Origin of the sequence: Thermus sp. 2.9, assembly GCF_000794385.1 — a bacterium.
GTDB classification, from domain to species: Bacteria; Deinococcota; Deinococci; order Deinococcales; family Thermaceae; genus Thermus; species Thermus thalpophilus.
This window is the reverse complement of the sequence record NZ_JTJB01000030.1, coordinates 1-19,419: the sequence shown is the minus strand read 5'-3', so window position 1 is coordinate 19,419 and position 19,419 is coordinate 1. Positions and strand designations below refer to the sequence as shown.

34 protein-coding genes, 1 tRNA gene and 1 pseudogene are annotated in these 19,419 nt (G+C 65.8%); all 36 read right to left on the bottom strand.

What is annotated here, in order from left to right; translation table 11 throughout:
* Position 1 precedes the first annotated feature (1 nt).
* Complete coding sequence (gene rpsK, locus QT17_RS06725; protein WP_039458156.1) at positions 2–391, bottom strand: 30S ribosomal protein S11; 390 nt, start codon at positions 389–391, stop codon at positions 2–4.
* 36 nt (positions 392–427) lie between these two features.
* Positions 428–808 (bottom strand): 30S ribosomal protein S13, encoded by a 381-nt coding sequence (gene rpsM / locus QT17_RS06720; RefSeq protein ID WP_039458154.1) that lies wholly within the window; start codon positions 806–808, stop codon positions 428–430.
* 13 nt (positions 809–821) lie between these two features.
* Complete coding sequence (gene rpmJ, locus QT17_RS06715; protein WP_014514895.1) at positions 822–935, bottom strand: 50S ribosomal protein L36; 114 nt, start codon at positions 933–935, stop codon at positions 822–824.
* 8 nt (positions 936–943) lie between these two features.
* Positions 944–1,162 (bottom strand): translation initiation factor IF-1, encoded by a 219-nt coding sequence (gene infA, locus QT17_RS06710; protein ID WP_016328575.1) that lies wholly within the window; start codon positions 1,160–1,162, stop codon positions 944–946.
* A 7-nt stretch (positions 1,163–1,169) separates the two neighbouring features.
* A complete protein-coding gene (gene map, locus QT17_RS06705) occupies positions 1,170–1,937 on the bottom strand; it encodes a type I methionyl aminopeptidase (RefSeq protein ID WP_039458145.1) in 768 nt (255 codons plus the stop codon).
* Positions 1,937–2,491 (bottom strand): adenylate kinase, encoded by a 555-nt coding sequence (locus QT17_RS06700; RefSeq protein WP_039458142.1) that lies wholly within the window; start codon positions 2,489–2,491, stop codon positions 1,937–1,939. Before QT17_RS06700 ends, map begins: the two co-directional genes overlap by 1 nt.
* 8 nt (positions 2,492–2,499) lie before the next feature.
* Positions 2,500–3,816: a preprotein translocase subunit SecY gene (gene secY / locus QT17_RS06695; protein ID WP_039458140.1), complete on the bottom strand. Its 1,317-nt coding sequence runs from the start codon at positions 3,814–3,816 to the stop codon at positions 2,500–2,502.
* Between the two features lies 1 nt (position 3,817).
* Entirely contained in the window at positions 3,818–4,270 is a 453-nt protein-coding gene (gene rplO / locus QT17_RS06690) for a 50S ribosomal protein L15 (protein ID WP_039458138.1), read from the bottom strand.
* Positions 4,267–4,449 carry a 50S ribosomal protein L30 gene (gene rpmD / locus QT17_RS06685; RefSeq protein ID WP_039458136.1) on the bottom strand — a complete coding sequence of 61 codons (183 nt, stop codon included), beginning with the start codon at positions 4,447–4,449 and terminating at the stop codon, positions 4,267–4,269. The genes rplO and rpmD overlap by 4 nt, the downstream gene beginning before the upstream one ends.
* Positions 4,449–4,922, bottom strand: coding sequence for a 30S ribosomal protein S5 (gene rpsE, locus QT17_RS06680; RefSeq protein ID WP_039458133.1), 474 nt, complete (start codon positions 4,920–4,922; stop codon positions 4,449–4,451). Before rpsE ends, rpmD begins: the two co-directional genes overlap by 1 nt.
* Before the next feature lie 10 nt (positions 4,923–4,932).
* Positions 4,933–5,271 (bottom strand): 50S ribosomal protein L18, encoded by a 339-nt coding sequence (rplR, locus tag QT17_RS06675; protein ID WP_039458129.1) that lies wholly within the window; start codon positions 5,269–5,271, stop codon positions 4,933–4,935.
* A gap of 8 nt (positions 5,272–5,279) precedes the next feature.
* Positions 5,280–5,822 carry a 50S ribosomal protein L6 gene (gene rplF, locus QT17_RS06670; protein WP_039458126.1) on the bottom strand — a complete coding sequence of 181 codons (543 nt, stop codon included), beginning with the start codon at positions 5,820–5,822 and terminating at the stop codon, positions 5,280–5,282.
* Entirely contained in the window at positions 5,822–6,238 is a 417-nt protein-coding gene (rpsH, locus tag QT17_RS06665) for a 30S ribosomal protein S8 (RefSeq protein ID WP_039458124.1), read from the bottom strand. Before rpsH ends, rplF begins: the two co-directional genes overlap by 1 nt.
* 68 nt (positions 6,239–6,306) lie before the next feature.
* A complete protein-coding gene (locus QT17_RS06660) occupies positions 6,307–6,492 on the bottom strand; it encodes a type Z 30S ribosomal protein S14 (RefSeq protein ID WP_018111303.1) in 186 nt (61 codons plus the stop codon).
* A gap of 7 nt (positions 6,493–6,499) precedes the next feature.
* Positions 6,500–7,048, bottom strand: a complete 549-nt coding sequence (rplE, locus tag QT17_RS06655) for a 50S ribosomal protein L5 (RefSeq protein WP_039458117.1) — start codon at positions 7,046–7,048, stop codon at positions 6,500–6,502.
* A 1-nt stretch (position 7,049) separates the two neighbouring features.
* Positions 7,050–7,382, bottom strand: coding sequence for a 50S ribosomal protein L24 (gene rplX / locus QT17_RS06650; RefSeq protein ID WP_039458114.1), 333 nt, complete (start codon positions 7,380–7,382; stop codon positions 7,050–7,052).
* Positions 7,382–7,750, bottom strand: coding sequence for a 50S ribosomal protein L14 (gene rplN, locus QT17_RS06645; RefSeq protein WP_015718099.1), 369 nt, complete (start codon positions 7,748–7,750; stop codon positions 7,382–7,384). The genes rplX and rplN overlap by 1 nt, the downstream gene beginning before the upstream one ends.
* Entirely contained in the window at positions 7,747–8,064 is a 318-nt protein-coding gene (rpsQ, locus tag QT17_RS06640; protein ID WP_039458107.1) for a 30S ribosomal protein S17, read from the bottom strand. The genes rplN and rpsQ overlap by 4 nt, the downstream gene beginning before the upstream one ends.
* Positions 8,057–8,275 carry a 50S ribosomal protein L29 gene (gene rpmC / locus QT17_RS06635; RefSeq protein ID WP_039458104.1) on the bottom strand — a complete coding sequence of 73 codons (219 nt, stop codon included), beginning with the start codon at positions 8,273–8,275 and terminating at the stop codon, positions 8,057–8,059. Before rpmC ends, rpsQ begins: the two co-directional genes overlap by 8 nt.
* Positions 8,262–8,687: a 50S ribosomal protein L16 gene (rplP, locus tag QT17_RS06630; RefSeq protein ID WP_039458101.1), complete on the bottom strand. Its 426-nt coding sequence runs from the start codon at positions 8,685–8,687 to the stop codon at positions 8,262–8,264. Before rplP ends, rpmC begins: the two co-directional genes overlap by 14 nt.
* A 3-nt stretch (positions 8,688–8,690) precedes the next feature.
* Positions 8,691–9,410, bottom strand: a complete 720-nt coding sequence (gene rpsC, locus QT17_RS06625) for a 30S ribosomal protein S3 (RefSeq protein WP_039458098.1) — start codon at positions 9,408–9,410, stop codon at positions 8,691–8,693.
* Positions 9,400–9,741, bottom strand: a complete 342-nt coding sequence (rplV, locus tag QT17_RS06620) for a 50S ribosomal protein L22 (RefSeq protein WP_039458095.1) — start codon at positions 9,739–9,741, stop codon at positions 9,400–9,402. Before rplV ends, rpsC begins: the two co-directional genes overlap by 11 nt.
* Before the next feature lie 2 nt (positions 9,742–9,743).
* Positions 9,744–10,025 carry a 30S ribosomal protein S19 gene (gene rpsS / locus QT17_RS06615; protein WP_039458092.1) on the bottom strand — a complete coding sequence of 94 codons (282 nt, stop codon included), beginning with the start codon at positions 10,023–10,025 and terminating at the stop codon, positions 9,744–9,746.
* An 8-nt stretch (positions 10,026–10,033) separates the two neighbouring features.
* Entirely contained in the window at positions 10,034–10,864 is an 831-nt protein-coding gene (rplB, locus tag QT17_RS06610) for a 50S ribosomal protein L2 (protein ID WP_039458091.1), read from the bottom strand.
* A 49-nt stretch (positions 10,865–10,913) separates the two neighbouring features.
* Positions 10,914–11,204 carry a 50S ribosomal protein L23 gene (locus QT17_RS06605; RefSeq protein ID WP_039458090.1) on the bottom strand — a complete coding sequence of 97 codons (291 nt, stop codon included), beginning with the start codon at positions 11,202–11,204 and terminating at the stop codon, positions 10,914–10,916.
* Positions 11,201–11,821 (bottom strand): 50S ribosomal protein L4, encoded by a 621-nt coding sequence (gene rplD, locus QT17_RS06600; RefSeq protein ID WP_039458368.1) that lies wholly within the window; start codon positions 11,819–11,821, stop codon positions 11,201–11,203. The genes QT17_RS06605 and rplD overlap by 4 nt, the downstream gene beginning before the upstream one ends.
* A 17-nt stretch (positions 11,822–11,838) precedes the next feature.
* The gene (rplC, locus tag QT17_RS06595; protein WP_039458088.1) at positions 11,839–12,459 is read right to left on the bottom strand and encodes a 50S ribosomal protein L3; all 621 of its coding nucleotides are present in this window, start codon (positions 12,457–12,459) and stop codon (positions 11,839–11,841) included.
* The gene (gene rpsJ, locus QT17_RS06590) at positions 12,456–12,773 is read right to left on the bottom strand and encodes a 30S ribosomal protein S10 (RefSeq protein WP_039458086.1); all 318 of its coding nucleotides are present in this window, start codon (positions 12,771–12,773) and stop codon (positions 12,456–12,458) included. The genes rplC and rpsJ overlap by 4 nt, the downstream gene beginning before the upstream one ends.
* An 8-nt stretch (positions 12,774–12,781) precedes the next feature.
* Positions 12,782–14,002, bottom strand: coding sequence for an elongation factor Tu (tuf, locus tag QT17_RS06585; protein ID WP_039458085.1), 1,221 nt, complete (start codon positions 14,000–14,002; stop codon positions 12,782–12,784).
* A gap of 57 nt (positions 14,003–14,059) precedes the next feature.
* On the bottom strand, positions 14,060–16,135 hold the full coding sequence (gene fusA, locus QT17_RS06580) for an elongation factor G (protein ID WP_039458084.1): 2,076 nt from the start codon (positions 16,133–16,135) through the stop codon (positions 14,060–14,062).
* Positions 16,136–16,138: 3 nt separating this feature from the next.
* Complete coding sequence (rpsG, locus tag QT17_RS06575) at positions 16,139–16,609, bottom strand: 30S ribosomal protein S7 (protein ID WP_039458081.1); 471 nt, start codon at positions 16,607–16,609, stop codon at positions 16,139–16,141.
* A gap of 7 nt (positions 16,610–16,616) precedes the next feature.
* A complete protein-coding gene (gene rpsL / locus QT17_RS06570) occupies positions 16,617–17,021 on the bottom strand; it encodes a 30S ribosomal protein S12 (RefSeq protein WP_038059159.1) in 405 nt (134 codons plus the stop codon).
* Between the two features lie 194 nt (positions 17,022–17,215).
* Positions 17,216–17,290, bottom strand: a tRNA-Thr gene (locus QT17_RS06565).
* Positions 17,291–17,330: 40 nt separating this feature from the next.
* Positions 17,331–18,446, bottom strand: a complete 1,116-nt coding sequence (locus QT17_RS06560; RefSeq protein WP_039458078.1) for an FtsX-like permease family protein — start codon at positions 18,444–18,446, stop codon at positions 17,331–17,333.
* A 22-nt stretch (positions 18,447–18,468) separates the two neighbouring features.
* A complete protein-coding gene (locus tag QT17_RS06555; protein WP_039458076.1) occupies positions 18,469–18,894 on the bottom strand; it encodes a 3D domain-containing protein in 426 nt (141 codons plus the stop codon).
* A gap of 195 nt (positions 18,895–19,089) precedes the next feature.
* A pseudogene (locus QT17_RS06550) lies at positions 19,090–19,419 on the bottom strand (hypothetical protein); the annotation flags it as partial.

Here is a 19,419-nt window from a genome sequence, read left to right as displayed (position 1 = left end):
CCTAAGAGGCCTTGCGGAACTTCTTCTTGGGCCGGCAGCCGTTGTGGGGCACGGGGGTGTCGTCCACGATGGACTTCACCTGGAGGCCCGAAGCCTGGAGGGCGCGGATGGCCTGCTCCCGGCCCGCCCCGGTGCCCCGCACGATCACGTCCACGCTCTGCATGCCGTAGGCCATGGCCTTCTTGGCGGCGTCCATGGCCGCGAGCTGGGCGGCGTAAGGGGTGCCCTTGCGGCTCCCCTTGTAGCCGATGACCCCGCCCGAGGACCAGGTGATGGGGTTGCCGTCCGGGTCGGTGATGGTGACGATGGTGTTGTTGTAGGAGGCGTGGATGTACGCCTTCCCGCTGGCGACCTGTCGCTTGACCTTTTTCTTGGTGGTTTTCTTGGCCATACTCTCCCTCTACCGGAGTATCCGCTGGCCCTAGGATTACTTCCTCGGAGCCTTCTTCTTGCCCGCCACGGTCTTGCGGGGTCCTTTGCGGGTGCGGGCGTTGGTGCGGGTGCGCTGGCCGCGCACGGGCAGGCCCCGGCGGTGCCTGAGCCCCCGGTAGCACCCGATGTCCATGAGCCGCTTGATGTTGGCGGCCACCTCCGCCCGGAGCTCGCCTTCCAGCTTCCAGGTGTTCTCCACGTACTCGCGGAGGCGCACCACCTCGGCCTCGGTGAGGTCCTTGACCCGGGTGGCGGGGTTGATGCCCGTCTTCTCCAACGCCTCCTTGGCCCGGGCCGGCCCGATGCCGTAGATGTAGGTGAGGGCCACGTCCACCCGCTTGTTCCTGGGAATCTCTACGCCTGCAATCCTCGCCACGTTGCCTCCTTACCTAACCTTGCCGTTGCTTGTGCTTGGGGTTTTCGCAGATCACGTAGACCCGCCCGTGCCGGCGCACCACCTTGCACTTCTCGCACATCTTCTTGACCGACGCCCGTACCTTCATCGCGCCTCCTACTTTCTATAGACGATGCGGCCCCGCGTGGGGTCGTAGGGGGTTATCTCCACCACCACCCGGTCCCCCGGCAGGATGCGGATGTAGTGCATGCGCATCTTGCCGGAGATATAGGCCAGGATCTCCGGTCCCGAGTCCAGCTTTACCCGAAAGGTGGCGTTGGGCAAAGCCTCGGTGATCACGCCTTCCGCCCGAATGGTGTCCTTCTCCTTCGCCATACCCCTCCTACCGCGCCCGCACCAGGGGAACCCCGGTGAGGAGCTCCGGGCCCTCCTCCGTCACCAAGACGGTGTTCTCGTAGTGGGCGGCGAGGTTGCCTTGGCCGGCGCTCGCCGTCCAGCCATCTTCCAATATTACCACAGGCGCCGGGCGCAAGGTGACCATGGGCTCGAGGGCCAAGGTCATGCCGGGGCGGATTTTGGGCCCCGTGCCCGGCTTGCCGAAGTTGGGGAGCTGGGGGTCTTCGTGGATTTCCCGGCCCACCCCGTGGCCCACGAACTCCCGCACCACCCCGTAGCCCCGGCTTTCCAAGAAGGTCTGCACCGCGTGGGCCACGTCCCCGATGCGGAAGCCGGGCCTGAGGTACTTCATCCCCTCCCAGAAGGCGGCCTCCGTGTCTTGGATGAGCCTTTGTGCCTCGGGGGAAACCTTCCCCACGGGAAAGGTGCGGGCCATGTCGGCGGCGAAGCCCCCGTAGAAGAGGCCCACGTCCACGGAGAGGATATCCCCCTCCCGGAGAGGCTTGTCCGAGGGGATGCCGTGGACCACCACCTCGTTCACCGAGGTGCAAAGGGTGGCGGGAAACCCGTAGAGCCCGAGGAAGGCCGGCTTGGCCTTGCGCTTCAGGATGGCGGCGTGGGCGATCCGGTCCAGCTCCTTGGTGGTGATCCCCGGCTCCACGTGGCGGGCCACCTCCTCCACCACCTCGGTGAGGAGGGCGCCCGCCTCCCGCATGCGCTCAATCTCCCAGGGGCTTTTCAGCTTGATGGCCATCAGATTCCCAAGGCGGCCCGGATGCGGGCGTAGACCTCATCGGGCGTGCCCAGGCCGTCCACCCGCTTCAGGGCGCCCGTCTTCTCATAATACTGGATGAGGGGCTCGGTTTTCTCCCGGTAGACCTCGAGGCGGCGCCTTATGGTCTCTTCGTTGTCGTCGGAGCGGCCCTCCAGCTCCGCCCGCTTGAGCATGCGCCGGACCAGCTCCCCCTCGGGCACCTCCACCAGCACCACCCCAAGAAGCCGGGTGCCCGTCTCTTTCAGGAGGCGGTCCAGGGCCTCCGCCTGGGGCAAGGTCCGGGGAAAGCCGTCAAAGATCACCCGCTCGGCAAGCTCCTCCCGGATCAAGGCCAGGATCAGGTCATCCGGCACCAGGTCCCCCCGGTCCATGATGGGCTTCACCTGCTGGCCCAAGGGGGTGCCCCGGGCCACGTGGTCCCGCAGGATGTCCCCGGTGGAGAGCTTCTTAAAGCCCAGCTCCGCCGCAAGCCTGGCTGCCTGGGTGCCCTTGCCCGCCCCCGGCGGCCCCAAGAAGATCACCGCTTCCCCCATTCCGCCTCCTAGCGCGTGCGGCCGCGGATGCGGCCCTTGGAAAGGAACCCTTCGTAGTTCCTGAGCATCAGCTGGCTCTCAATCTGCCTCAGGGTGTCCAGGGCCACCCCCACCACGATCAACAGGCCGATCCCTGAGAAGGCGATGCTCCTCACCCCGGTGAGGTTTTGGATGATCTGGGGCAAGGCCGCCACCAGGCCCAGGAAAATGGCTCCCCAGAGGGTGAGGCGGGAGACGATGTGCTCCAGGAACTTCACCGTGGGCTCCCCAGGGCGGATGCCCGGGATGAACCCCCCGTACTCCCGCAAGGACTCGGCGATGCGCTTGGGGTCAAACTGCACCGCGGTGTAGACGTAGGTGAAGAGGACGATGAGGAGGACCTCGAGGAGGAGCCCGGAAAGATGGGTGGGGTTGAAGAAGTTGGCGATGGCCTGGAGCACGGGGTTGTCCTGGAAGGGGGCAGCGAGGAAGATGGGGATCTGCAATATGGCGGCGGCGAAGACGATGGGGATCACCCCGGCGGCGTTCAGCTTGATGGGAATGTAGGTGGCCTGGCCCCCGTACACCCTGCGGCCCACCACCTTGCGGGCGTACTGCACCGGGATGCGGCGCTCCGCCTGCTGCACCGCCACCATCCCGGCGAAGGCCAGCACGATGAAGGCCAGGAAGAAGAGGAAGGCCACCAGGTTCACCTCCCCGGTGCGGATGAGGCCCGCGGTGCGCACCAGCTGCGGCAGCCATTCCACCACGATGCCGGCGAAGATGATCATGCTGGTGCCGTTGCCGATGCCGTACTCGGTGATGCGCTCCGCCAACCAGAGGAGGAGGGCGATCCCCGCCACCTGGGTGACCACCACCACCAGCCAGAAGAAGGGCCCCGGGGACCAGCCGGGGAGGAGGAACCTCCCCCCCTCCGCCCCCAAGAAGGCCGTGGCCAGGAAGAAGCCCTGGAAGGCCCCCAGAGCGATGCCGCCGATGCGGGTGTACTGGTTGATGATGCGGCGGCCCTCCTCCCCTTCCTTGGATAGCTTCTCCAACGCCGGCACCACGTTCACCAGAAGCTGCATGACGATGGCGGCGGTGATGTAGGGCATGATGCCCAGGGCGAAGATGGAGAAGCGCTCAAAGTTACCGCCGGAAAAGAGGTTGATGATGCCGAAGACCCCCCCTTGGGTGGTGCGCAAGAACTCCTGGACCTTATCCAGGTCCACCCCCGGGGTGGGGATGAAGGCCCCCAGGCGGTATGCGGCCAGGACCAGGAGCGTGAAGAGGATGCGCTGGCGAAGCTCGGGGATCTGGAGGGCGCTCCGGAAGGCCTTCAGCATCTTAGCCCTCCAAGAGGACGGCTTCCCCGCCCGCGGCCTTCAGCTTTTCCAGGGCGCTTTTGGAGAAGGCGTGGGCCACCACCTTGAGGGGTTTGGCCTCCCCTTCCCCCAGCACCTTGAGCCGGTACCCCTTCTTCAGAAGGCCCGCCTGCACGAGAAGCTCCGGGGTCACCTCCCCTTCAAAGCGGGCCAGGTCCTTGAGGTTCACCCCCTGGTACTTGGGGCGCTTGATCTCCCCCGGCACCTGCCCCTGCATGCCCCGCTTGGGCAGGCGCATGAGGGTGGTGGAGCGCCCCCCCTCAAAGCGGCGGGGATCCTTGAGGCCACCGGAGCGGGACTTCTGCCCCTTATGACCCCGGGTGGCCGTCTTGCCGTGGCCGGAGCCAGGGCCCCGCCCCACCCGCTTGCGCTTCTTGTTCGCCCCGGGATTGGGCTTTAGGTCGGTGAGCTTCATTCCAGCACCTCCACCCGGAGAAGGTGGGCCACCTTGGCCACGTTGCCCCGGATGGCCGGGGTATCCTCCAACACCTTCTCCTTCTGCAACTTGGTGAGTCCCAAGGCCTTCAGGGCCGCCTTCTGGTCCTTGGGATAGCCGATGGGGCTTTTCACCAACTTGACCTTGAGCTTAGCCATCACTCCTCCCCGCCCTTCCGGAGGCGCTTCACGTCCTCCTTGGTCTGGAGCTGCCGCAGGGCTTCCATGGTGGCGTAGGCGATGTTGATGGGGTTGCGGCTTCCCAGCTCCTTGGTGAGGATGTCGGTGATGCCCGCCAGCTCCAAAATGGCCCGGGGCACCGCCCCGGCGATCACCCCGGTGCCGGGGGCGGCGGGCTTCAGGAGGATCTTGGACGCCCCGTACTCCACCTCAATCTCGTGGGGGATGGTGCCGTTTTGGATGGGCACCTCCACCATGTTGCGGCGGGCGTAGTACCCGGCCTTCTGCACCGCCAAGGGCACCTCCTTGGCCTTGCCCAGGCCCAGGCCCACCCGGCCCTGCCGATCGCCCACCACCACCAAGGCCCCGAAGCGGAAGCGGCGGCCGCCCTGGTAGGTCTTGGCGGTGCGCCGCACCAGGATCATCTTCTCTTCAAAGTCGGTCTCGGGCATGGTCCCCCCCTTAGAACTCCAGACCGCCCTCCCGGGCCCCCTCGGCCAGGGCTTTCACCCGGCCGTGGTACTTGTAGGGGCCGCGGTCAAAGGCCACCTGCTTGATGCCCTTGGCCAAAGCCTTCTCCGCCAGGGCCCGCCCCACCTGCCGGGCCACCTCGGTCTTGTTGCCCTGGAGCTTGAGGGCCAGGCTGGACTCGGCCACCAAGGTCTCCCCTTTTTCGTCGTCAATGATCTGGGCGTAGATGTGCTTGAGGCTGCGGAAGACGGAAAGGCGTAGCCGGCCCGTGCGCTTGATGCGGTTGCGCACCCGGAACTTGCGGCGCTCGTATGCGGTAAGCCGTGCCATAATCCCCCCTACTTCTTGGCCCCGGCCTTGCCGGGCTTGAGGCGGACGGGCTCGCCCGCGTAGTAGATGCCCTTTTCGTGGTAGGCGCTGGGCTTCTTGATGGCCCGGATGTCGGCGGCCACCTGGCCCACCCGCTGCTTGTCAATGCCCACCACCCGGATTCTGGTGGGCTCGGGCACCTCGAGGGTGATCCCCTCCGGGGGCTCCACCACCACGGGGTGGCTGTAGCCCACGGTAAGCTCCACCGCCCGGCCCACAAGCCGCGCCCGGTAACCGATGCCCTTGATGAGGAGCTCCTTGGCGTACCCCTCGGACACCCCCTTCACCGCGTTGGCGATGAGGGTGCGGGTGAGGCCGTGAAGGCTCCTGTGGCGGCGCTCGTCCGAAGGGCGCTCCACCCGGACCACACCCTCCTCCACCACCACCCGCATCTCGGGGGAGATGGCCACGGAAAGCTCGCCCTTGGGGCCCTTGACCTTGACCAGGCCCGGGGCCACCTCCACGCTGACCCCCTTGGGCAGGGGAATGGGAAGCCGACCAATCCTAGACATCACCACACCTCGCAGATGAGCTCGCCGCCCACGCCCAGCTTGCGGGCCTCCCGGTCGGTGAGAACCCCTTTGGGCGTGGACAAGATGGCGATCCCGAGACCCCGGCGCACCCGGGGGATCTCCTTCACCCCCACGTAAACCCGCCGTCCCGGGCGGCTGATGCGCCGGATGTGCTTGATGACCTGTTCGGGGCGGGGGTCAAGCCCGGGGCGCCTGGGGCCGTACTTCAGGTGGATGCGCAGCACGGGCTTGCCGTCCACCTCCACCCGCTCGTACCCCTTGATGAAGCCCTCCCGCGCCAGGATCTTCAGGATCTCCTCCTTAAAGCGGGAGGCGGGCACCTCGGTGCTCTCCTTGTAGACCCGGGTGGCGTTGCGTATCCGGGTCAGCATGTCGGCAATGGGGTCCGTCAGCATTTCCTCTCTCCTTTTACCTCACTCCCAAGCCATGCGGTCTCGAGGGAACCCCCCCGACCGGCCACGGCCTACCAGCTGGCCTTCTTCACCCCAGGAAGCTGCCCCTTGTGGGCCAGCTCCCGCAGGCAGAGCCGGCAAAGACCGAAGTAGCGGTAGACGCTCCTGGCCCTCCCGCACCGCACGCACCGGGTGTAGGCCCGCACCTTGAACTTAGGGGTCCGCTTGGCCTTCTCAATCAGCGCTTTTCTCGCCATGCTCGCCTCACTTGCGGAAGGGAAAACCCAAGAGCTCCAAAAGGGCCTTGGCCTCCTCGTCGGTCCTGGCGGTGGTGACCACCGCGATGTCCATCCCCCTAAGGGCGTCCACCATATCGTAGGTGACCTCGGGGAAGATGAGCTGCTCCTTGAGGCCCAGGTTGTAGTTGCCCCGGCCGTCAAAGCTTGCCGGGTTCACGCCCCGGAAGTCGCGGATGCGGGGCAGGGCCACGTTGAGGAGCTTTTCCAGGAAGATCCACATGCGGTCCCCCCGCAGCGTCACCCGAAGGCCGATGGGCATGCCCTTGCGGAGCTTGAAGTTGGAGATGGACTTCTTCGCCCGGGTCACCGCCGGCTTCTGGCCGGTGATAAGGGCGAGCTCCTTGGAGGCCTTCTCCAGGATGCGGGCGTCCTCCTTGGCCTCGCCCAGGCCCTGGTTCACCACCACCTTCACCAGCCTGGGAACCTCCCAGATGTTCTGGTAGCCGAAGCGGCGGATGAGCTCGGGCCGGACCTCCTCGTAGTACTTCTTCTTCAGGGCAACGTCCAGAGGCATGCTACTCCTCCACGTCCAAGGACCCGCCGCACTTGGCGCAGGCCCGGATCTTCCGCCCGTCTTCCAGGAGCTTCTTGCGCACCCGGGTGGGCTTGCCGCAGGCGGGGCAGATGGGGCGCACCTTGGAGGCGTGCAAGGGGGCCTCCTGCTCCACGAACCCGCCCTGGGGGTGCTGCGGGCTCACCCGCACCGCCTTCTTGACGATGTTCACCCCTTCCACGATCACCGCCTGGCGCTTGGGTAACACCGCCTTCACCTTGCCCACGCGGCCTTTGTACTTGCCGGAGGCCACCAGCACGGTGTCCCCCTTCTTCACGTGCACCTTGGTCTGCATCAGAGCACCTCCGGCGCCAGGGAAACGATCTTCATGAAGCCCTTCTCGCGGAGTTCCCTCGCCACGGGGCCGAAGACGCGGGTGCCGCGGGGCTCCAGCTGGTTGTTGATGATGACGGCGGCGTTGTCGTCAAAACGGATGGCCGAACCGTCGGGCCGCTTCACCTCCTTCTTGGTGCGCACCACCACCGCCTTCACCACATCCCCTTCCTTCACCGCCCCGCGGGGGATGGCCTCCTTGACGCTGGCCACGATGATGTCCCCCACGGTGGCGTACTTGGCGTTGGAGCCCTTGAGGACGCGGATGCACATGATCTTGCGGGCCCCGGTGTTGTCGGCCACCTCCAGATAGGTCTGGGGCTGGATCATGCCTTACCTCCCCGCTTGGAAAGGCTGGCGTAGTTTTGGCGGCGGACCTCGTACCTTTCCACCAGGTCAAGCCGCCCGCTTTCCAGAAGCCGCAGTACCTTAAAGCGCTTGCGCTTGGAGATGGGGCGGGCCTCCACGATCTCCACCACGTCCCCCACCTTGTACCGCTCCTCGGGGTCGTGGGCCAGGTACTTCTTGGAGCGCTTGATCACCTTGCCGTAGAGGGGGTGGGGGAACTGGCGCTCCACCAAGACCGTGACGGTCTTTTGCATCTTGTCGCTCACCACCACCCCGGTCAGCACCTTCTTAGGCATTGGCCCTCCTCTTCTCGTTCAGCACCGTGAGGAGCCGGGCAATGGACTTGCGGGTTTCCCGGATCCTATGGTTCTGGGAAAGCTGGCCGATGGAGGCTTGGAAGCGGAGCTCCATCAGCTCCTGCTTCTTCTTCCGGATGAGCTTCTCCAGCTCCGCCGGGGAGAGCTTGCGGGCCTCCTCCAGCTCCTTCTTCACCTCACTGAGCTTCATCGTAGGCGTCCCTCCGCACGATCTTGGTCTTGATGGGAAGCTTGTGGCCGGCGATGCGCAAGGCCTCCAGGGCCTGCTCCTCGTTCACCCCCGCCACCTCAAACATCACCCGGCCCGGCTTCACCACCGCCACGTACCCCTCCACGTTGCCCTTACCCTTACCCATCCGCACCTCCAAGGGCTTCTTGGTGTAGGGCTTGTCGGGGAAGATGCGGATGAAGATCTTCCCCCCGCGGCGGAAGTGGCGCACCATGGCCACACGGGCCGCCTCAATCTGCTGGGAGGTGATCCAGGCGGGCTCGAGGGCCACCAGGCCGTAGTCCCCGAAGGCCACGTAATCGCCCCCCTTCGTGGCCCCCTTCATGCGGCCCCGGTGTTGCTTCCGGTACTTCATGCGCCTGGGCATCAGCATGGCCTACTCCTCCTTTTTCACCCGCACGGCGGGGCGGCGGCGGCGGGGCTTCTCCTCGCCCTTGGGGCCTTCGGCCCGGGCCTTGGCCTTCTGGCCGCCGATCACCTCGCCCAAGAAGACGTACGCCTTGACCCCCAGCACCCCGTAGGTGGTGCGGGCCAAAGCGAAGCCGTAGTCTATGTTAGCACGCAGGGTGTGAAGGGGCACCCGGCCCTCGGCGGCCCACTCGGTGCGGGCCTGCTCCGCCCCCCCGATGCGCCCGGAGACGATGACCTTGGCCCCCTTGGCCCCGGATTCCATGACCCGCTGCACCGCCTGCTTGATGGCCCGGCGCACGGCGAAGCGGCGCTCAATCTGCTCCGCCACCCGCTGGGCCACCAGGGGAGCGGAGAGGTTGGGGTTGTGGATCTCCTGGACGTTCAAGGCCACGTTCTTCCCCGTCATCTTGGACAGGGTTTCCCGCAGGACCTTGATCTTCTCCCCGCCCCGGCCGATGACCACGCCGGGCTTGGCCACGTGCACGGTCACCGCCACGTTGTCCGCCGCCCGCTCAATGTCAATGCGGGCAAGCCCCGCCGGGTAGAGCTCCTTGGTGAGGACCTCGCGGATCTTCTGGTCCTCCCAGAGGAGGTGGCGGTACTGCTTCTTCCCCGCATACCAGCGGGACTCCCAGTCCCGGGTGATGCCGAGCCGGAACCCGATGGGGTGGATTTTATTTCCCATGCTTCTCCCCCAAGATCACCGTGATGTGGCTGGTCTTCTTCTTCATGATGTCCGCCCGGCCCCGGGCCCGGGGAAGCACCCGCTTCAAGGCGGGCCCCTCGTCCACGAAGGCCGCCTTCACGTAAAGCCGATCCTCCAGCATGTCGTGGTTGTTCACCGCGTTGGCGGCGGCGGACTCCAGCACCTTGGCCACGTGGTAGGCCCCCCGCTTGTGGGTGTAGCGCAGGATGGCGCGGGCCTCCTCGAGGCTCTTCCCCCGGATCAGGTCCACCACGAGCCGGACCTTCCTGGGGGCGATGCGCACGTAACGGGCAATGGCTTTCGCTTCCATGGCTACTTCTTCTTGGTGGCCTTGGCCTCTTTGCCGTGCCCCCGGTAGGTGCGGGTGGGTGCGAACTCACCCAGCTTGTGCCCCACCATGTTCTCGGTGATGTAGACGGGCACGTGCTGCTTGCCGTTGTAGACCGCGATGGTGTGCCCCACCATCTCGGGAACGATGGTGGAGCGGCGGCTCCAGGTCTTGATGAGCCGCTTCTCCCCCTTGGCGTTCAGCTCCAGGATCTTCTCCAGAAGGTGGTCGTCTACGAAAACGCCCTTCTTCAAGCTACGCGGCATGGCTCACCTCACTTCTTGCGCCGGGCCAGGATGAAGCGGCTGGAAGGCTTGCGCCGGTTCCGGGTCTTAAGGCCCTTGGTCTGCCAGCCCCAGGGGGAAGCGGGGGGACGGCCCCGGGGCGCCCGGCCCTCGCCACCGCCGTGGGGGTGGTCCACCGGGTTCATGGCGGCGCCGCGCACGTGGGGCTTGCGCCCCAGCCAGCGGGTCCTGCCCGCCTTGCCCAAGACGATGTTCTTGTGGTCGGCGTTGCCCACGGCCCCGATGGTGGCGTAGCACTCGCCGTGCACCTTGCGAAGCTCCCCAGAAGGAAGGCGCAGGATCACGTAGTCCCCTTCCCGGCCCTGGATCTGGGTGCTGGTGCCGGCGGAGCGGGCCAGCTTGGCCCCCTTCTTGGGCTCCAGCTCCACGGCGTGGACCACGGTACCCACGGGGATGAAGCGCAGGGGAAGGGCGTTGCCCACCTGGATGGGGGCATCGGGCCCCGCCACCACCTGCTGCCCCACCTGCAGGCCCTCGGGGGCGATGATGTAGCGCTTCTCCCCGTCGGCGTAGTGGAGAAGGGCGATGCGGGCGGAGCGGTTGGGGTCGTACTCAATGGCCGCCACCTTGGCGGGGATGCCCGCCTTGTCCCAGCGCTTGAAGTCCACAATGCGGTAAAGCCGCTTGTGGCCGCCGCCCCGGAAGCGCACGGTGATGCGGCCCTGGTTGTTCCGCCCCCCCGTCTTCTTCAGGGGCTTGACCAAGGACTTCTCCGGCTCCGTCTTGGTGATCTCGGAGAAGTCCGCCACCGTCATGAAGCGGCGGCTTGGGGTGTAGGGTTTGAACTTCTTGACTGCCATTCTCAATCCTCCTTGCCGGATCGGGGCCGGGCACCCCACCCGGCCAGGTCTAGATGAGGCCCTCCAAGGCCTCAATCTTCTGCCCGGAGGCCACCTGGACGATGGCCTTCTTGCGGTCGGGGCGCTTGCCCAGGTAGCGGCCCAGGCGCTTCTTCTTGCCCCGCACCCGCAGGGTGTTGACCCCCACCACCTTCACCTTGAAGGCCTCCTCCACCGCGTTCTTGATCTCGGTCTTGGTGGCCTTAGGGTGAACCCAGAAGGTGTACTTGCCCTCGGCGAAGCCAGCGTAGGCCTTCTCCGAGAGGACGGGGGCGAGGATGATGTCGTAAGCGGTTTTCACGCCTCACCTCCCAAACGGGCCTGGAAGGCTTCCCAGGCCTTCAGGTCCATGACAAGCCGCTCGGTGCGCAGGATGTCGTACACGTTGAGCCCCTCAGGGGCCAGGGTGACCACCCAGGGCAGGTTGCGGGCGGCGCGGCGGACCACCTCGTTTTCCGCCACCAAAAGCACGGTTTCCGAGCCGTCCAGTCCCGCCGCCTTCGCCCAGGCCAAGAACTCCTTGGTCTTGCCGTTCACCCCGGCGAAGTCCTCCACCAAAAGGAGCTTCCCCTCCCGGGCCCGGTCGGCCACGGCCATGGCTAGCCCCGCCTTCCTCACCTTCTTGGGCAGGGTGTAGCCGTAGTCGCGGGGCTTGGGCCCGAAGACAGTACCGCCGCCCACGAAGATGGGGGCACCGATGTCCCCGTGGCGGGCGCGGCCCGTGTGCTTCTGGGGGTAGATCTTACGGCTGGAGTAGGCCACCTCACCCCGGGTCTTGGTGCTGGCGGTGCCCCGGCGGCGGTTCGCCAGCTGCCAGCGCACCACCTCCCAAAGGAGGTGGGGGTTGACCTCGGCGGGGAGGTCGGCGGCAAGCTCCCGCTTGCCGGAAGAGGAGAGCACAGGGATCTGGTACACCATGTCCTCCTTACCTGCCTTCACCTGGCCACCTTCTTGGTTTCGCGCACCACCAGGAGGCCGCCGTTGGGCCCCGGCACCGCGCCCTTGACCAAGAGGAGGTTTTCCTCGGGGATGACGTCCACCACCTCGAGGTTCATCACCGTGACCCGCTCGGCCCCGTAGCGGCCGGCCATGCGCTTGCCCTTGTACACCCGGCCCGGGGTCTTGCGGTTACCGATGGAGCCGGGGTGGCGGTGGATCTTGTGGGCGCCGTGGGAGTCCGGCCCACCGGCGAAGTTCCAGCGCTTCATCACACCGGCGGTGCCCCGGCCCTTGGAGGTGCCGGTGACGTCCACCCGCTCCCCCGGCTTGAAGATCTCCACCGTCACCACGTCGCCTTCGGGGTTAAAGTCCCGGATCTCCTTGAGGATCCGCACCGGGGCCACGCCCGCCTTGGCGAAGTGGCCCTTCATGGGCCGGTTCACCCGCTTGGGCTTTTGGGGCAGAAACCCCAGCTGGACCGCCAGGTACCCGTCCTTCTCCGGGGTGCGCCGCTGCACCACGGGGCAGGGCCCGGCCAGGATCACGGTGACGGGAACGGCCCGGTCGTCCTTGTAGATCCGGGTCATGCCCACCTTCGTGCCCAGGATGCCCTTCACTTGCCACCTCCCACGGTCTTGATTTCAATCTCCACGCCGGTGGGCAGGTCCAGGTTCATGAGGCTTTCAATGGTCTTGCGGTTGGGGTTCAGGATGTCCACCAGGCGGTTGTGGGTGCGGAGCTCAAAGTGCTCCCGGGAGTCCTTGTGCTTGAAAGGACCCCGGATCACGGTGAAGCGCCGCACCCGGGTGGGCAGGGGTACGGGGCCCGAGACCTGCGCCCCCGAGCGCCGCGCGGCCTCCACGATCTTCTGGGCCGAGGCGTCCAGGGTCTTGTGGTCAAAGCCCCGAAGCTTGATGCGGATCTTGGGCATGCTTCACCTCACTCCAGGATCTTGGTGACCACGCCGGCGCCCACGGTCCGCCCACCCTCCCGGATGGCAAACCGCAAACCCTCCTCCAACGCCACCGGCTTGATCAACTCCACCGTAAACGTCACATTGTCCCCAGGCATCACCATCTCCACACCCGGGGGCAACTCCACCACCCCAGTCACATCCGTCGTCCGAAAGTAAAACTGCGGACGATACCCCGTGAAAAACCCCGTGTGCCTCCCACCCTCCTCCTTCTTCAACACGTACACGGAGGCCTCAAACTTCGTGTGCGGCGTAATGCTCCCAGGCCTCGCCAACACCTGCCCCCGCTCCACCTCCTCCCGGCTTACCCCACGCAACAACAAACCTACATTGTCCCCAGCTATCCCCTCCTGCAGCGTCTTCCGGTGCATCTCCACACCCGTCACCACCGTCTTGCGCGTCTCCGGAGATAGCCCCACAATCTCCACCTCGTCCCCAACCTTCACCCTCCCACGCTCAATCCGCCCAGTAGCCACCGTCCCGCGCCCAGTAATCGTAAACACATCCTCCACCGGCATCAAGAACGGCTTGTCCACGTCCCGCTGCGGCGTGGGAATGTACTCGTCAATCGCATCCAACAACTCCCAAATCCGGTCCACCCACTCGTTCTCCCCTCGCTTCGTCTGAGGATTCCGGTGCATCTGCTCCAACGCCAACAACGCACTCCCACGAATCACCGGCACCTCATCCCCAGGAAACTCGTACTGGTTCAAAAGATCCCGAACCTCCATCTCCACTAGGTCCAAAAGCTCGGGATCGTCCACCATGTCCACCTTGTTCATGAACACCACAATGTACGGCACGCCCACCTGCCGCGCCAACAAAATGTGCTCCCGCGTCTGCGGCATCGGCCCGTCCGCCGCCGATACCACCAAAATCGCCCCGTCCATCTGGGCCGCACCCGTAATCATGTTCTTGATGTAGTCCGCGTGCCCAGGACAGTCCACGTGCGAATAGTGCCGCTTCGCCGTCTCGTACTCCACGTGCGCCGTGTTGATCGTAATCCCCCGCGCACGCTCCTCCGGCGCCTTGTCAATATCCCCGTAGTCCTTCACCTCTACATTCGGGTTCTCCGCCGCAGCTACGTACGTCAACGCCGCCGTCAGCGTCGTCTTCCCGTGGTCCACGTGCCCAATCGTCCCCACGTTCACGTGAGGCTTCGTCCGAACAAACTCGCCCTTGGCCATCCTCGTTCTCCTTTCGGCAAGCACGGGTGGGCCCTAAGGCCCACCCCAAAAGCGTCCTTACTGCCCCTTGATGAGCTTCTCCTGAATCTGCTTGGGGACCTCCTGGTAGTGGTCAAAGAACATGACGAAGGAGCCCCGCCCTTGGGTCTTGGAGCGCAGATCGGTGGCGTAGCCGAACATCTCCGCCAGGGGCACGTAGGCCCGGATCACCTGGGCGTTGCCCCGGGGCTCCATCCCCAGGATCTGGCCCCGGCGGGAGTTCAGGTCGCCGATAACATCCCCCATGTACTCCTCGGGGGTGGTGACCTCCACCCGCATGATGGGCTCGAGGATCACCGGGTCCCCCTTCTGCACCGCCTCCTTGATGGCCATAGAGCCGGCGATCTTGAAGGCCATTTCCGAGGAGTCCACCTCGTGGTAGGAGCCGTCGTAAAGGGTGACCTTCACGTCCACCACGGGGAAGCCGATGAGGGGCCCCGACTGCATGGCCTCCTCAATCCCCTTCTGGACGGCGGGGATGTACTCCTTGGGGATCACGCCGCCCACGATGGCGTTGACGAACTCAAAGCCGGAGCCGCGGGGCAGGGGCTCGGCCTTGATCTTCACGTGGCCGTACTGCCCCCGGCCACCGGTCTGGCGGATGAACTTGCCCTCCACGTCCACGGGGCGGGTGATCGTCTCCCGGTAGGCCACCTGGGGCTTGCCCACGTTGGCGTCCACCTTGAACTCCCGCTTGAGCCGGTCCACGATGATCTCCAGGTGAAGCTCGCCCATCCCGGAGATGATGGTCTGGCCGGTTTCGGGGTGGGTGGACACCCGGAAGGTGGGGTCCTCCTCCGCCAAGCGGGCCAGGGCCTGGGAGAGCTTGTCCTGGTCCGCCTTGGTCTTGGGCTCAATGGCCACGTCAATGACCGGCTCGGGGATCTCAATGGACTCCAGAACCACCCGGGGCGCGTCCTCGCCCACCAGGGTGTCCCCGGTGATGGTCTCCTTCAGGCCCACCACCGCCCCCAGGTCCCCGGCCTTGAGCTCCTCCACCTCTTCCCGGTGGTTGGCGTGCATCCGGAGAAGGCGGGCCACCCGCTCCTTGCGCCCCTTGGTGGTGTTGTAGACGTAGGAGCCGGAGGTGATGGTGCCGGAGTAGACGCGGATGAAGGTGAGGCGGCCCACGTAGGGGTCGGCCATGATCTTGAAGGCCAAGGCCGCCAAGGGGCCGTCGGGGTCGGGGTGGATCTCCACCTCCTCCCCTTCCGGCGTGGTGCCCCGGATGGGGGGGATGTCCAAGGGGGAAGGCAGGTAGTCCACCACCGCATCCAGGAGGAGCTGCACCCCCTTGTTCTTCAGGGCCGAGCCCAGGAACACCGGGGTGATCTTGATGTCAATGGTGCCCTTGCGGATGGCCGCCACCAGCTCTTCCTCGCTGGGCTCTTCGCCCTCGAGGTACTTGAGCATGATGTTCTCGTCAAAGTCGGCGGCGGTCTCTATGAGCTTCTCGTGGTACTCCCGGGCCTGGTCCAGGTACTCCTCGGGGATGGGAATCTCCCGGATGTCCGTCCCCAGGTCGTTGCCGTAGGTGTAGGCCTTCATGCGGAGGACGTCAATGATCCCCGAGAAGGTGTCCTCCCGGCCGATGGGAAGCTGCATCACCACCGGGCGCGCCCCCAGGCGCTCCTGCATGGTGCGGATCACCAGCCAAAGATCGGCCCCCGTCTTGTCCATCTTGTTGGCAAAGGCGATGCGGGGCACCTTGTACTTTTCCGCCTGGCGCCAGACGGTTTCCGACTGGGGCTCCACCCCCTGGCTGGAGTCAAAGACCACGATGGCCCCGTCCAGCACCCGCATGGAACGCTCCACCTCAATGGTGAAGTCCACGTGGCCCGGGGTGTCAATGATGTTGATGCGGTGGTCCTTCCAAAAGCAGGTGGTCACGGCGGCGGTGATGGTGATGCCCCGCTCCCGCTCCTGCTCCATGAAGTCCATGGTGGCCGCGCCCTCGTGGACTTCGCCGATCTTGTGGATCTTGCCGGTGTAGTAGAGGATGCGCTCGGTGGTGGTGGTCTTACCGGCGTCAATGTGCGCGGCGATGCCGATGTTGCGGAGCCGCTTTAGGTCGTACGCTACCTTGACCGCCATGGTTTACCACCGGTAGTGGGCGTAAGCGCGGTTGGCCTCGGCCATGCGCTCCACGTCCTCCTTCTTCTTGACCGCCCCGCCCTTGCCCTCGGCGGCGTCCATGAGCTCGTGGGCGATGCGCACCGCGGCGCCGCGCTCGGGGCGCTGGTTGGCCGCCTGCACCAACCAGCGCAGGGCCAAGGACTGCTGCCGGCGGGGAGGAACCTCCATGGGCACCTGGTAGTTGGCCCCGCCCACGCGGCGGGAACGCACCTCCATGCGGGGCTTCACGTTCTCCACCGCCTGCTTAAAGACCTTCAAAGGCTCCTGCCCGGTCTTCTCCTGGATGATGCGGCAGGCATCGTAGAAGATGCGGGCGGCCAGGTTCTTCTTTCCGTCCCGCATTATCTTGTTGATAAAGGCCGACACCACCACGTCCCCGTAGACCAGGTCAGGCTGGAGTTGGCGTACCTCTGCTCTTCTTCTCCGCGCCATGGCTCACCTACTTCTTCTTGGCCGGGGCCGCGCCCTTGGTTTCCTTGGGCTTCTTGGTCCCATACTTGGAGCGGCTCTTCTTCCGGTCCTTCACGCCTTGCGTGTCGTAGACCCCGCGGACGATGTGGTAGCGCACGCCCGGCAGGTCCTTCACACGGCCACCCCGGATGAGGACCACGGAGTGCTCCTGCAGGTTGTGCCCCTCGCCGGGAATGTAGGCGGTGACCTCGTAGCCCGAGGTGAGGCGTACCTTGGCCACCTTCCGCAAGGCGGAGTTGGGCTTTTTGGGGGTAACCGTGCGCACCACCGTGCACACCCCCCGGCGGAAGGGCGAGCCCTTCAAGGCCGGAACCTTGCTCTTCTTTTGGACCTTCTCGCGGCCCTTTCTGACCAGCTGGTTGATCGTCGGCAGTGCCACCACTCCCTTCTTCTTGGACTTGCCCCCGTGTTCTCAAGATCCACCCGGGAAGTTTCCCGGTTTAGCCCGCACAGGGCACCACCCTCAGGGCCAGGGGCTGGCCCTGAGGGCCCTCAACTTGCCTAGTGTACATGGCCTCGGGCCTTTTGGCAAGCACAAAAAAGACCCCCACCCGCAGGCGGGGGGTCTGGAGCCGGTGGCCGGATTTGAACCGGCGGCCTACCGCTTACGAGGCGGTTGCTCTACCGCTGAGCTACACCGGCCCGCCCAGAAGAGTTTAGGGCAGAAGCCCCGCCCGTGCAACTACCTTAGGACCACCCCGGGCTGGACCCTCAAGGCGCGGAAAAGGGGCAGGAGGGCGGAAAGGAAGGTGGCGCAAAGGCTCGCCCCGCTCACCGCCAGGAAGTCCGAAAACCGCATCTCCACCGGCAGATGGGTGAGGAAGTAAAGCTCCCCCGGCAGGTCCAAGGGGCGCAGGGCGAGGTAGAGGCAAAGGAGGTAGCCGAGAAGGTTGCCCAGCAAAACGCCCCCCACCCCCAGGAACACCCCCTCCAGGGCGAAGACCAAGCCCACGGTGAGCCTCGAGGCCCCCATGGCCCGAAGGAGGGCGATCTCCGGGGTCTTCTCCACCACCTTGAGCACCAAAAGGTTAGCCACCCCCAAGGCGGCCACCGCCACGATGAGGAAGACCAGGATGCCCAGCACCCGCTTCTGCAGGGTAAGCTGCTCCAAGAGGGTGCGCTGGGAGTCCTGCCAGGCTTGGGGGAAGAAGCGGGTGCCCGCCAGGGCCACCCCCACCTCCTTGGCCCGCCAAGGGTCTTTGAGCCGCACCTGGTAGCCCTGGGCCTTTAGGCCCGCGAGCTTTTCCACGGAAGCCAGGTCCACGAAGGCGTAGCCCGAGTCCAGAAGGTAGTTCCCCGTGCGGAAGGAGCCCAAGACCCGAAGCGCCACCCGCTCCTGGGTGGCGGAAAGGGCGTATACCCGGTCCCCCACCACCGCCCCCAGGGACTGCATCAGGGCCGCGCCCAGGTAGACCCCTCCCGGCGCAAGCCTCAGGCCGAGCTCGGGGTACAGGGCCTCGCCCCCTTCCCCCAGGCCCACCAAGGTGGCGAAGTCCACCCCCGGCCCCCGGGCCCCTTCCGCCGGCCGGGTGAGGAGGGCTTTGGTGGCGGCGAAGGGAGCCGCACTCTCCACCTCGGGGTGGGAGGGGAGGAGCGGGAGGTCTTCCGTGAAGCTAAAGAGGACCAGGTGGGGGTAGGCCTTCAGGGTGGCCCGCACCAGGCCGCTCACGAAGCCGTTGGTTAGGGAAAGGGCGGCCAAGAGCACCGCCACCCCCACCCCCACCCCCAGGAGGGCCAAGGAGGTCTGCAGGGGTCTTCGCGTCAAGTGGGCCCAGGCGAGGAAAAGGGCGAAGCGCACGAGACCAGGATAACGAGGGTCCCTAGCGCCGGGGGTATTCCACCACCACGAGCTCCACCAAACGGCGGCCAAAGCGCACCGCCGTGGCCCGGTCGGGAAGCCAGACGTCCACCTTCTCCCGCATCCTGGGGTGCATCACGTCCGCCACCACGAAGAGGCGGCCTTGGAAGAGGTAGTCAAACTGGCCCTTACCCCGCCCGTACACGCTCCCAAGGTCGCGCAGGCGCACCTTGGTGCCGTAGGGTAGCACCTTTAAGAGGTCGTGGCTCACGGCCAGAACCCCAAGCCGGGTGCGCATCCCCGTGGCAGTGACGAAGGGGGTGACGTCGGTCTCCCGGAGGCTGGAGGTATAGGCCGTGGCCTGGAGGCGCAAAACCTTTTGCGCTTCCTGGGCGAAACCCCCCGCAACGGCGAGGGCGAAAAGGAGCAAAAGCGTCAAACCCCGCATAGCGCCCCCAAGTATGCGGGCAAAGCCTGGAGGAAGCTGAGAACCATGAGGGCTTTCCCTCATGGAACCCGCCCCCACTATCCCTGCAATGGTTCCCATAATTTAAAAAGCCCGCTGAACAGGGAACCGGTTCAGCGGGGTAGGATGAGAACTTGCTTAAGGGCCTTTAGCTCAGGCTCATCTCCTTTAAAGACCCTATGGGCAGGGGGTGCTGGAAAGCTCCAGGGTGTACCGGCCGCTTCCCTCCTCGTCAAACCCCGCCCGGGCCAGGCCCCGGTCCCGCACCACCAAAAGCGTGGCGGGGGAAACAGGGGCGCAGTTCATCACGGGGTCCAAGGCGCGGGGGCTAGCGTCCCCCGGACCGTTATAGAGGAGGGCCACCAGGTCCAACGGGCCGGCGTAGGTCAAGCGCAGGTAGCCGGTGGCGCTGGCCACGTTATAGCGGTCAAACTCGCCCACGAACTCTATGGCCCCGGTCTTGCTTCCTGCCGACATTCCGCACCCCTCTCCCTTGGCCTTAGGATT